Annotated in this window: 11 protein-coding genes; 9 read left to right on the top strand and 2 right to left on the bottom strand. The window is 53.6% G+C overall.

Going from position 1 to position 12,054, the window contains the following annotated elements; genetic code table 11:
• Positions 1–53 precede the first annotated feature (53 nt).
• From cysG to F7P81_RS04345, 8 genes are all read left to right on the top strand, one after another.
• Complete coding sequence (cysG, locus tag F7P81_RS04380) at positions 54–1,526, top strand: siroheme synthase CysG (RefSeq protein WP_151158684.1); 1,473 nt, start codon at positions 54–56, stop codon at positions 1,524–1,526.
• Positions 1,526–1,825, top strand: coding sequence for a DUF2849 domain-containing protein (locus F7P81_RS04375; RefSeq protein ID WP_022710725.1), 300 nt, complete (start codon positions 1,526–1,528; stop codon positions 1,823–1,825). Before cysG ends, F7P81_RS04375 begins: the two co-directional genes overlap by 1 nt.
• 28 nt (positions 1,826–1,853) lie before the next feature.
• On the top strand, positions 1,854–3,524 hold the full coding sequence (locus F7P81_RS04370) for a nitrite/sulfite reductase (RefSeq protein WP_151158683.1): 1,671 nt from the start codon (positions 1,854–1,856) through the stop codon (positions 3,522–3,524).
• The gene (locus F7P81_RS04365) at positions 3,514–4,263 is read left to right on the top strand and encodes a phosphoadenylyl-sulfate reductase (protein WP_151158682.1); all 750 of its coding nucleotides are present in this window, start codon (positions 3,514–3,516) and stop codon (positions 4,261–4,263) included. The genes F7P81_RS04370 and F7P81_RS04365 overlap by 11 nt, the downstream gene beginning before the upstream one ends.
• A complete protein-coding gene (locus F7P81_RS04360) occupies positions 4,260–4,799 on the top strand; it encodes a DUF934 domain-containing protein (protein WP_151158681.1) in 540 nt (179 codons plus the stop codon). The genes F7P81_RS04365 and F7P81_RS04360 overlap by 4 nt, the downstream gene beginning before the upstream one ends.
• Positions 4,800–4,950: 151 nt before the next feature.
• Positions 4,951–5,298 (top strand): 2Fe-2S iron-sulfur cluster-binding protein, encoded by a 348-nt coding sequence (locus tag F7P81_RS04355; protein WP_022710729.1) that lies wholly within the window; start codon positions 4,951–4,953, stop codon positions 5,296–5,298.
• Between the two features lie 94 nt (positions 5,299–5,392).
• The gene (locus tag F7P81_RS04350; protein ID WP_022710730.1) at positions 5,393–5,686 is read left to right on the top strand and encodes a Dabb family protein; all 294 of its coding nucleotides are present in this window, start codon (positions 5,393–5,395) and stop codon (positions 5,684–5,686) included.
• Positions 5,687–5,860: 174 nt separating this feature from the next.
• Positions 5,861–6,106 (top strand): hypothetical protein, encoded by a 246-nt coding sequence (locus tag F7P81_RS04345; protein WP_022710731.1) that lies wholly within the window; start codon positions 5,861–5,863, stop codon positions 6,104–6,106.
• A 76-nt stretch (positions 6,107–6,182) separates the two neighbouring features.
• Here F7P81_RS04345 and F7P81_RS04340 read toward each other — a convergent pair whose 3' ends face one another.
• Positions 6,183–6,677, bottom strand: coding sequence for a BA14K family protein (locus F7P81_RS04340; RefSeq protein ID WP_343031680.1), 495 nt, complete (start codon positions 6,675–6,677; stop codon positions 6,183–6,185).
• A gap of 334 nt (positions 6,678–7,011) precedes the next feature.
• On the opposite strand from F7P81_RS04340, the gene metH reads away from it, so the two are divergent.
• Positions 7,012–10,764: a methionine synthase gene (gene metH, locus F7P81_RS04335; RefSeq protein ID WP_151158680.1), complete on the top strand. Its 3,753-nt coding sequence runs from the start codon at positions 7,012–7,014 to the stop codon at positions 10,762–10,764.
• Between the two features lie 57 nt (positions 10,765–10,821).
• Here metH and F7P81_RS04330 read toward each other — a convergent pair whose 3' ends face one another.
• Positions 10,822–11,949 carry an NAD(P)/FAD-dependent oxidoreductase gene (locus F7P81_RS04330; RefSeq protein ID WP_151158679.1) on the bottom strand — a complete coding sequence of 376 codons (1,128 nt, stop codon included), beginning with the start codon at positions 11,947–11,949 and terminating at the stop codon, positions 10,822–10,824.
• Between the last annotated feature and the right edge of the window lie 105 nt (positions 11,950–12,054).

Here is a 12,054-nt window from a genome sequence, read left to right as displayed (position 1 = left end):
AGCTGTCGCAGAATGCGCGATACTCGGCACAATCTTTAACCACCCTTTGAAAGGTGCTGATTGTGACGGCTCACCCAACCAGATTAACGGCTTTTCCGGCTTTCTTCCGCGTGGACAGCGCGGCAGTGCTGATCGTTGGCGGTGGTGAAGAGGCGCTGAACAAAGCGCGGCTGATTGCTGAAACAACAGCGCAAATCCGCATCGTGGTACCGGAAGGTGAGACACCGGAAGCTGATCTGGTGCAGTTCGTGCTGGATGGTGGCTATAATTTACGTACCGGTGCTTTGCAGGATAATGATTTCGCTCAGGTGAAACTCGCATTCGTGGCGACAGGTGATGCCGCACAGGATGCGAATATCGCTGATGAGACAAAAGCACGGCATATTCCGGTCAATGTGGTCGACAGGCCGCATCTGTGCGATTTCTTCACACCTGCGCTGGTGGCTCACGCACCGGTTGCCGTGGCAATCGGCACGGAAGGTGCAGGGCCGGTATTGGCGCAAAAACTGCGCCGCGAGATCGGTGCAGCGCTTTCTCCGCAGATCGGTGCACTGGCGCAACTGGCTGCGGATTATCGTGACAAGGTGGAAAGCACACTGCCGAGAGGTACAGCGCGGCGTCAGTTCTGGAATGTATTTTTCAACGGCACAATTACACAGGCTGTTGAGCGCGGTGATCTGAACCTTGCGCGGGAGCTGGCCGATCAGGCTCTGATTGAGGTGAATATCCCTGCCGGTTATGTCTGGCTGGTCGGTGCTGGACCGGGGGCTGAAGATCTGCTGACTTTGCGTGCGCAACGCGTGCTGATGCAGGCGGATGTGATCCTTTATGATGCGCTGGTGCCGGAGAGCGTGGTTACTATGGGCAGGCGCGATGCGGTACGCATTCCTGTGGGTAAGCGCAAAGGCTGCCATAGCAAAAGCCAGAGCGAGATCAATCAGCTGCTTGTTGAGCTTGCTCAGGAAGGGCAGCGCGTTGTGCGGCTCAAATCCGGTGATCCGCTGGTCTTTGGCCGTGCCGGTGAAGAAATGGCCGCTTTGCGTGCAGCCAATATCGGTTTCGAGATCGTGCCCGGCATTACTTCAGCCATTGCCGCTGCCGCAGATATGCAGTTGCCTTTGACATTGCGTGGTGTTGCATCCTCCCTGATTTTCACCACCGGTCACGATATGGCGGGGGACATACTGCCGGACTGGGCGCGGCTTGCTCTCAGCGGCGCAACCATTGCTGTCTATATGGGCGCAAGCGTTGCCGCTTCTGTTGCGAGCCGCCTGATCGGTGCCGGTCTGCATGAAGATACGGCGGTGGCCGTGGTGGAAAATGCCGGACGGAGCGAGCGTGTAATGCTGCACGGCCTCTTAAAAGATCTGGCACATCTGAAAAATCATAAAGAGCTGCAAGGGCCGGTGATGGTGATTATCGGCGATGCGGTTGCCGGTGCCTCTCTGGAAGATGCCCGCCCGCTTGCCCAGCAACAGACACCGGTATTGCATGCCTTGCAAGCCGGTGAAAAGGAGAAAGCATAATGACAGTCAAAGTTCTGAGTGCCAATCGTCTGAGCGACGGTGTTTCGGTCTGGCTTGCTGCGGATGGTCATTGGGCGAGTTCCATTCGCGGGGCATTGTTGGCGCGTCATCCTGAAGCTGTGGCAGCGCTGGAAGCGGCCGGTCAGCAGGCCAGCCGTTTTGACGAGGTGGTGGATATCAATCTGATTGAGGTCGAAGAGCGTGGCAATGAACTGTTTCCGGTTCGCCTGCGTGAACGCATTCGTCTGTCCGGCCCGACAATCACACCTGTTGTACGGCTGCATTCTGTAGCTGGTTGAATTTTAATGCGCATTGGGAGAGCGTTGAATGTATCGGTATGATGAGTTTGACCGCGAATTTGTTTTCGCCCGTGTGGAACAGTTTCGCGATCAGGTTGCACGTCGTCTGAGCGGTGAGCTGAGCGAAGATCATTTCAAGCCGCTGCGGCTGATGAATGGTGTCTATCTGCAACTCCATGCCTATATGCTGCGCATTGCTATTCCTTACGGCACTTTATCCTCGCGTCAGATGCGCAAGCTGGCGCATATTGCCCGTGTCTATGACCGTGGTTACGGGCATTTTACCACGCGACAGAATTTACAGTTCAACTGGCCGAAACTCACCGATATTCCCGCCATTCTGGAAGAACTGGCCGAGGTGGAGATGCATGCTATCCAAACCTCCGGTAATTGCATCCGCAATGTAACAGCCGATCATTTCGCCGGTGCGGCACGCGATGAAGTGGCCGATCCGCGCCCCTATGCCGAAATTTTACGCCAATGGTCATCATTACATCCGGAATTCTCTTACTTGCCGCGCAAATTCAAAATTGCGGTAACAGGGGCTGAGGCAGATCGTGCAGCCATTCAGGTGCATGATATCGGGCTGCATCTGAAAGAGAACGAGCAAGGACAGCGTGGCTTTGCGGTTTATATCGGCGGCGGGCAGGGGCGTACGCCGATGATTGCCAAGAAGGTGCGGGATTTCCTGCCGGAAGCCGATTTGCTGACCTATATCACCGCTATTGTGCGGGTTTATAATCTCCATGGCCGCCGTGATAATAAATATAAGGCCCGTATCAAAATCCTCGTTCATGAAACCGGACTGGAGGATTTGCAGGCGCAGATTGAAGCCGAATGGCAGGTGATTAAAGACAGTGATCTGAAACTGCCGGAGGCCGATATTGCGGCCATTAATGCCTATTTTGCTGCGCCTGATTTGCCGGAGCGCGCAGAGGGGCACGGGCTTGTCGCTGCAACACGTAAAAATGATGCGGGTTTTGCCTCATGGTTTTCCCGTAATGTGACACCGCATAAGCACCCTGATTATGGTGTGGTGACAATCTCGCTCAAAGCGATCGGTGAAATTCCGGGCGATGCGTCTGCCGATCAGATGGACATTGTGGCTGATCTCGCTGAGCATTACTCGCAGGCAGAAATCCGCGTCAGCCATGAGCAAAATCTGGTGCTGCCGCATGTAGCACTGGCCGATTTACCTGTGCTTTATGCGCAATTGCAGCAGGCCGGTCTTGCCACAGCCAATGCAGGGCTGATTACCGATATTATTGCCTGTCCTGGTCTGGACTATTGCGCGCTGGCCAATGCCCGCTCCATTCCTGTGGCGCAGCGTATTTCCGAGCGTTTCGGTTCGCAGGCGCGGCAGGAAGAGATCGGTGATCTGAAGATCAAAATCTCCGGCTGCATCAATGCTTGTGGTCATCACCATGTCGGCCATATCGGTATTCTCGGCGTGGAGAAAAAAGGTGAGGAACTATACCAGATCACGCTCGGCGGTTCCGGTGATGAGCAGACATCTATCGGTGACATTACCGGTCGCGGCTTCTCATCTGAAGACGTGGTGGATGCTATTGAGACGGTGGTCAATACCTATCTGACTATCCGCAGCGCACCGCAGGAAAGTTTTCTGGAAACCTATCGGCGTTTAGGGGCGCAGCCGTTTAAAACCGCACTCTACGGGGAGGCTGCCCATGCAGCCTGATACGCATCAACGGGTTGCGGACAGGGTTCAGCATCTCAATCATCTTTATGGTGAGGCACCGGCTGAGGACATTATTGCTGCCAGTGTGCAGGAATTTGGTGCAGGGCTGGCAGCCGTATCCTCTTTCGGTGCGGATTCTGCAATTTTGCTGCATCTGATTGCGCAGGCGCAGCCGTCACTGCCGGTTTTGTTTTTGCAAACCAATAAGCATTTTCCGGCAACATTGCGCTATCAGGCGCAACTGGTGCAGGAGCTGGGGCTGACAGATGTCCGTGATCTTCTGCCGGATGCAAGCGCTTTGAAAACGCATGATCCGCTGGGCGCTCTGTGCCTGACGGACAAAGACCGTTGCTGCGATTTACGCAAAGTCCAGCCGCTTGCACAGGGCATTGCACCATTTCAGGCATGGTTCACAGGGCGCAAGCAGTTTCAGGCGACAACGCGCAACAGTCTGCCTGCCTTTGAAGCTGTAGGGCAGCATATCCGTATCAATCCTCTCAAAGACTGGAATGCAGAACAGCTGGAAGCCTACCGCGAGGTGCATCATCTGCCGCCGCATCCGCTGGTGGAGCAGGGCTACCGCTCTATTGGTTGCATGCCATGCACGCGGCCGGTCAGTGATGATGAAGATCAGCGGGCAGGGCGCTGGTCAGGTTCCGGTAAAACCGAATGCGGTATTCATCTGGGTGGGCTGGAGCAGCATTTGCAGCAGGATAAAACAAAGGGAGCAGATGCATGACGGATGTTGCATTACCTGTCGTCTGGTCACGCCGCGGCCTGACCGAGGATGAATTTGTAGCGGTTGAGACGCTTGAGGAAATTGCGGGTCACACAGCTGTGCTGCTATCGCTGACACTCTGGGCAGAGCTGAACACACAGCCAAATCGCCTGCGCAATATCCGTATCGGTGTGCGGGTGGAAGCCGGTGAAACGCTGGATGCGCTGCTAGCCGGTCTCGACCGGATTGATGTGCTGGTGCTGGATTTTCCGGCTTTTAATGATGGGCGCTCTTTTTCCAAAGCCGCACGGCTGCGCTCTCATTACGGATTTGCCGGTGAGATCAGAGCATCAGGCGCTGTGCATATTGATCAGGTGAGTGCGATGCTGCGCTCCGGTTTTGACACGCTGCAGGTTAAAGATGCACGGACTTTGCAACGTCTGCTTACCGGAGAACTGCACGATAGCGGCCTCTATTATCAGCCGGTTGCCGGTGGCATTCATGGTGCCGAGCAGGGACTGGCCGGATATAGCTGGCGGCGGCGACAGGGTCTGTAAGATCAGCTGTTTTCAATACAGCCTGAATAGTTTTCACTATGGTCAATTCACGGTTTAGGGACAGGGAGGCAGGAATAAAGCTTGTTTTATGTGCTGAAAACATTATCTACCATTATATCTCCCAAGTCTGCGCTGTTCAAAAGGCATCGTTTTGAGTTCTGATACACTTTTCATTCATGTAACCGATCAAAAGGGCGAGCGGCATACGCTTGAGGCTCTCGAAGGCTTTCGCGTTATGGAAGTGATCCGTGACTGGGGCCTGAATATTAAAGCGGAATGCGGCGGTGCCTGTGCCTGCGGCACTTGTCATGTTTATGTAACGCCGGAATGGGCGGATAAACTCTATGATCCGCAGGATGAAGAGCTGGATCAGCTCGACCAGACCTTCCATGTCGAGGATAATTCGCGGCTTTCCTGCCAGATTATTATGACGCAGGATCTGAACGGTCTTGAAGTCCGGCTGGCTCCGGGCACGGAAGCAGACCGTGAAGCGGCTTAACGCTCAATTTTCACATTGAATTGAAGATGACTTTTCCGGCGCCCATATGATAGATAACCATTCTTCATATCAACCGGCTGGTTAGGAAACACTCGTGATACGGCATATTGTATTTTTCAGCGTCAAAAAAGATCAGGACGTGGAGGATGTATGTCGCCGTTTACGGGCTCTGGCGACGATTCCCCATTCCGAATGTTTTGAAGTTGTCGCGAACAGCAAAGTTGATCCGATGTGTGACAGGATTGATCTGGTTGTTTATGGCGAGTTCCGTGACGAAGCAGCCTTGGCGGCTTTCAAGGCGCATCCGACCTATGATGCGACGACTCAGGCTGTGCGCCCGTTGCGCGAAATGCGCTATTCGGCTGATTTCACATCAACCATTGCCTGAAATAATCCCCTGAAAAGCAGTGCGATTGCTGATATTCATGATGATCTGCAGTTGAAGATTCACGTTAAAAGTGATTGTCTGGCTTTGAAATGATGACAAGCTGGCGGTTATTGCACTGCAGGCTGTGTTTAAAACTGCTTTAAGCCCGCACGGGCTGGTACATAGGAAATGCATATGGACGATTATGAAAAATATGCCATGGGCATGATGATCGTTTTCGGCGCGCTGATTATTGGTGCCCTGATAACCGTAAATCTTGTGGTTTATGACAAGCCCGGCTTCTTGTTTGCACTTGGTGCGGCAATCGTCGCATGGTTTTCAGCATTCGCTGTTTTGCTGGATAAGCCGCGTGTTTACGGTGCGTTGATTGCTGTGGCGATCGGTCTGGTTGCTGCTTCAATCGGCTCTTATGTTACCTGATCAGCTGATAAAGTTTGACTTTAATAAAACGCCGCCTGTTTCAGGCGGCGTTTTTGTTTCTGTCAGCGGGGCTTACTCAGATATAAGGTGAGTAGCACTGACGGCGCGGACCGTAATTCGGCTGGAATGTATTGTCGGACGCACGGTAAGACCGGTAGCGGTTATAGCACCAGTTGATGTGGGCATTACGGCCGGAGCGGTAAACCGGTGCCGGACGGTAATAGCGTGGTGGTGCCGGACGGTAATAACGGAACTGCGGCTGATAATAAGGTCTGTAATACGGCCGGTAGTGCGGATGGTTCCAGTGGCGCGGCCGGTCATAGCGGCGATCGTAACGACGATCATAGCGACGGTCGTAACGGCGGTCATAATGCCGTCTTTCACGATATTCGCGGCGTTCCGGATAATATTGAACATTCCGGCTCAGGCCTTGTTTTGCTGCGGTCATATCCTGCAACACAGCACTATGAGCGGCAGCAACCGGCTGCGCTTGCGCTACGGTGCCGAAAGACAAAATACTCATAGTCAGCGCTGTCAGCGCCGCAGTAAAATAAGAAAGCAGTTTTCTCATTTCTGTTTCTCCTCAATGAAGGCGCACTCAATAATCTTCTGTCAGCGTTTCATGACATATGCTTATCCGGCGCATCGGGCATGGTACTCTCTGAGAGATGAACGCTGCATGACTGTAATTATTCCCGCGATACAAACCGGAATTTGCTTTTTCCAATATACGCTGAAGCCACGGAAAAACTGCGGCGAATTTATGCCGGTGATTTCACAAATCATAACGGCAATGGCGCGTTCGGTGAGCGGGAGGAAGCAGGAATGGAGGGATTGCGCATTTGACATAAAGATATGTTTATGTCATCAACTCAAAACTATTTGAGTAACAGGCAGGAAATATAATGAGCACTTCACTGGATGATCTGTTTGGCCCCGTCGCTGCAAAGCCGGATGGTTCGGAAGTGCTTGCCGCTTTACAGAAAGCTGCCCGTGAACGCATCCTCATTCTTGATGGCGCGATGGGCACACAGATTCAGGGGCTGGGTTTCCATGAAGAGCATTTCCGTGGTGAGCGCTTCGCCGGTTGTGAGTGCCATTTGCAGGGTAATAACGACCTGCTGACACTGACCCAGCCACAGGCAATTGAAGAAATTCATTATGCCTATGCGATGGCCGGTGCGGATATTCTCGAAACTAATACATTCTCTTCCACCTCTATCGCACAGGCTGATTACAGCATGGAAGAGGCGGTTTATGATCTGAACCGCGATGGTGCACGACTTGCCCGCCGTGCCGCTCTGCGTGCGCAAGCCAAGGATGGCCGTCGCCGTTTTGTCGCCGGCGCTTTGGGGCCGACAAACCGTACGGCTTCCCTGTCGCCGGATGTGAATAATCCGGGCTTCCGCGCTGTGACATTTGATGATTTGCGCATTGCCTATGCCGAGCAGATCAATGGTCTGGTCGATGGTGGTTCGGACATCATTCTGATCGAAACCATTTTTGATACGCTTAATGCTAAGGCTGCGGTCTTTGCCTGTGAGCAGGTTTTTGCCGAAAAAGGCATCCGCTTGCCGCTGATGATTTCCGGTACAATTACCGATCTTTCCGGCCGCACATTGTCCGGCCAGACGCCGACAGCTTTCTGGTATTCGCTGCGCCATGCGCGTCCGTTCACAATCGGTCTGAACTGTGCGCTGGGTGCCAATGCGATGCGTGCGCACTTGGCAGAGCTTTCAGGTGTGGCCGATACTTTTGTTTGCGCCTATCCGAATGCCGGTCTGCCGAATGAGTTCGGCCGTTATGATGAGACACCGGAAGTGATGGCCGCGCAGATGGAAGATTTTGCGAGTGAAGGTCTGGTTAATGTGGTAGGCGGCTGTTGCGGTTCTACGCCGGAGCATATTACCGCGATTGCTGAAGCCACAGGCAAATACGAACCGCGCAAGCCGGTGAAACTGGCACCACTGATGCGTCTGAGCGGCCTTGAGCCGTTTACACTGACCAAGGATATTCCGTTTGTGAATGTCGGCGAGCGTACCAATGTCACGGGTTCTGCGCGTTTCAAAAAACTGATTACCGCCGGTGATTATACGACGGCGCTCGATGTTGCCCGCGATCAGGTGAATAATGGTGCGCAGATCATCGACATCAATATGGATGAAGGCCTGATCGACAGCCAGAAGGTGATGGTCGACTATCTCAATCTGGTTGCTGCCGAGCCGGATATTGCCCGTGTACCGGTAATGATTGACAGTTCCAAATGGGACGTCATCGAGGCCGGTCTGAAATGCGTTCAGGGCAAACCGCTGGTCAATTCGATCTCCCTGAAAGAAGGTGAAGAAGCCTTTATCCATCACGCTAAACTGGTGCGTGCCTATGGTGCCGCCGTGGTGGTGATGGCTTTTGACGAGACCGGTCAGGCGGATACTAAGCAGCGTAAGGTCGAGATTTGTACCCGCGCCTATAAAATTCTGACCGAAGAGGTCGGTTTCCCGCCGGAAGATATCATCTTCGATCCGAACGTGTTTGCCGTGGCGACAGGGATCGAAGAGCATAATAATTACGGTAATGATTTCATTGATGCGACCAAGGAAATCATCGAAACCCTGCCGCATGTGCATATTTCCGGCGGTGTTTCCAACCTGTCCTTTTCGTTTCGCGGCAATGAGCCGGTGCGTGAAGCGATGCATGCGGTGTTTCTCTATCATGCCATTCAGGTCGGCATGGATATGGGGATCGTTAATGCCGGTCAGCTGGCGGTTTATGAATCTATTGATCCGGAACTGCGTGAGGCCTGCGAAGATGTGGTGCTGAACCGTCGTGAGGACGCGACCGAGCGCTTGCTGGAAATTGCCGAGCGCTTCCGTGGTGCCGCGGGCAAAGAAGCCAAAGAGAAAGACTTAAGCTGGCGCGAATGGAGCGTTGAGAAGCGTATTGAACATGCGCTGGTCAACGGTATTACCGAATATATTGAGGCTGATACGGAAGAAGCTCGCCAGAGCGCCGAGCGGCCGCTGCATGTGATTGAAGGCCCGTTGATGGCCGGTATGAATGTGGTGGGTGATCTGTTCGGCTCAGGCAAAATGTTCCTGCCGCAGGTGGTGAAATCCGCCCGTGTGATGAAACAGGCCGTGGCGGTTCTGCTGCCTTATATGGAAGAAGAAAAGGCACAGAACGGTGGCGACGAGCGCCAGAGTGCCGGTAAAATCCTGATGGCCACTGTGAAGGGCGACGTGCATGATATTGGCAAAAATATTGTCGGCGTTGTGCTGGCCTGTAACAATTATGAAATCATCGATCTCGGTGTGATGGTGCCAGCCGCGAAAATCCTGCAGGTGGCAAAAGACGAGAAGGTGGACATTATCGGCCTGTCCGGTCTCATTACGCCGTCGCTGGATGAAATGGTGCATGTGGCAGCGGAGATGGAGCGCGAGGGCTTTGACCTGCCATTGCTGATTGGTGGCGCGACGACCAGCCGTGTGCATACGGCGGTGAAAATCCACCCGAAATATCAGCGCGGCCAGACCGTTTATGTGCTGGATGCCAGCCGTGCTGTCGGTGTTGTGTCTCAGCTTTTGTCGCCGGAGCAGAAAGGCGGCTATGTCGCTGACATCCGCGCGGAATATGCCAAGGTCACTGCCGCTCATGAGCGTAGTGAAGCGGAGAAGAAGCGCCTGCCGCTGGCGCGCGCCCGTGAGAATAGCGAAAAGCTGGGTTGGGAAAACTATACCCCGCCGAAGCCGTCTTTCCTCGGCACCAAAGTCTTTGAAACCTATGATCTTGCTGAGCTGGCACGCTATATTGACTGGACGCCGTTTTTCCAGACATGGGAGCTGAAAGGCCGCTTCCCCGCAATTCTTGATGATGAAAAACAAGGCCCTGCCGCACGTCAGCTTTATGAAGATGCGCAGGCTATGCTGAAGAAGATCATCGACGAGAAATGGTTTGCACCGCGAGCCGTGATCGGCTTCTGGCCGGCCAATGTGGTGGGCGATGATATTCATCTTTATAAGGATGACAGTCGTCACGAGCATATGGATACATTCTACACGCTGCGTCAGCAGCTATCGAAGCGCGATGGCCGACCGAATGTGGCACTGTCCGATTTCATGGCACCAAAGGATAGCGGCAAGGCGGATTATATTGGCGGTTTCGTCGTTACTGCCGGTATTGAGGAAGTGGCAATCGCCGAGCGTTTTGAACGCGCCAATGATGATTACTCCTCCATTCTCGTTAAAGCATTGGCCGACCGATTTGCAGAAGCCTTTGCGGAAGCCATGCATGAGCGGGTGCGTAAAGAATTCTGGGGCTATGCGAAGGATGAGACTTTTACACCGGATCAGCTGGTGGGTGAGCCTTATGCGGGTATCCGTCCGGCTCCGGGCTATCCGGCACAGCCGGATCACACGGAAAAGACCACTCTGTTCCGCTTGCTCGATGCCACGGCAACCACGGGTGTAGAGCTGACGGAAAGCTATGCGATGTGGCCGGGTTCTTCGGTTTCCGGTCTCTATCTCTCGCATCCGGACAGTTATTATTTCGGTGTAGCCAAGGTTGAACGCGATCAGGTGGAAGATTACGCAAATCGTAAAAATATGCCGGTTGCGGATGTGGAACGCTGGCTCGGGCCGATATTGAATTATATTCCTGAGTAATATTCACGCTGAAAATTGCGACTTCAGGCACAAATATCGTTCCGGTATTTGTGCCTTTTATTTTACCAATGTGCTGATATGAGCGGCAATGGCAAGGCTGGAGGTCAGCCCCGGACTTTCAATGCCGAACAGGTTGATAAGTCCTGTTATACCGTGGTCGTCACTGCCGGAAATGCGGAAATCCGCTGCCGTTTCGCCGCTGCCGCTCAGTTTCGGGCGGATGCCGCTATAGGTCGCCTGTAAAACACCGTCCGGCAGTTCCGGCCAATATTGGCGGATCGCAGCATAGAAACTGTCACCGCGTTGCGGATCAACCGAATAATCAAGACCTGTCTGCGGGGCGACCTGCTCCAGCCATTCCACATCAGGGCCGAAGCGCATTTGCCCGTTGAGATCTAGTGTCAGATGCACACCTAAGCCCCCGTCTACCGGCACCGGATAAATCAAATGCGAGAACGGATTTTTGCCGGATGCTGAGAAATAATTGCCTTTGGCAAGATGCAATGCCGGAATATGTTCCGGCGCCAGCCCGTCAATACTTGCGGCAATAGCCTGCGCACCAAGACCGGCAGCATTAATAAAACGCTCGGCTTCCAGCGTGAATTCTTCACCGCTCTCGCGGTCGCGGGTGGTAATCGAAAAGCCGCCGTCAATCTGCTCAACACGCAGGATTTCGGTGTTGAAGGCAATAGTTGCTCCATGATTTTCTGCATCGCCCTGCAGGCTCAGCATCAGAGCATGACTGTCGATAATGCCGGTGGAGGGGGAGAATAAAGCGGCAGTACAGCGGATGGAGGATTCCAGCGCCTGTGCTTCTGCCGCGCTTAGTCTTTGCAGATCATGCACGCCGCAGGCTTCTGCACGCGCTACGATTTTGTCCAGCGCGCTATGTTGGGCTTCAGACGTGGCGACAATCAGCTTGCCGCAGCGTTTATGCGGAATGCCCTGTGCTTGCACATAGGCATAGAGCCGTTCTTTACCTTCAACGCAAAAGCGGGCTTTCAGACTATCCGGTTCGTAATAAATGCCTGCATGGATGACTTCGGAATTACGCGACGAGGTTTGCGTGCCGATCATATGTTCGGCTTCAAGCACCAGTGTTTCAAAACCGCGCATTGCCATTTTGCGGGCAATGGCCAGACCAACCACACCGGCTCCTGCAATCACACAAGCTGTCTTTTCCATAAATCATCCCCGTCTGCTCTCCGGCGGGCAGGTTATGCCGAGCGGCAGATGGTACGCAAGACAAAAGCTCGGCGAAAGCTGCGGAAAATCACGTTTGCGGTCATC

Origin of the sequence: Pseudochrobactrum saccharolyticum (genome assembly GCF_008801715.1) — a bacterium.
Taxonomy (GTDB): Bacteria; Pseudomonadota; Alphaproteobacteria; order Rhizobiales; family Rhizobiaceae; genus Pseudochrobactrum; species Pseudochrobactrum saccharolyticum.
Note: the sequence above shows the minus strand (reverse complement) of the source record. Positions and strands in the feature narration are given on the sequence as shown.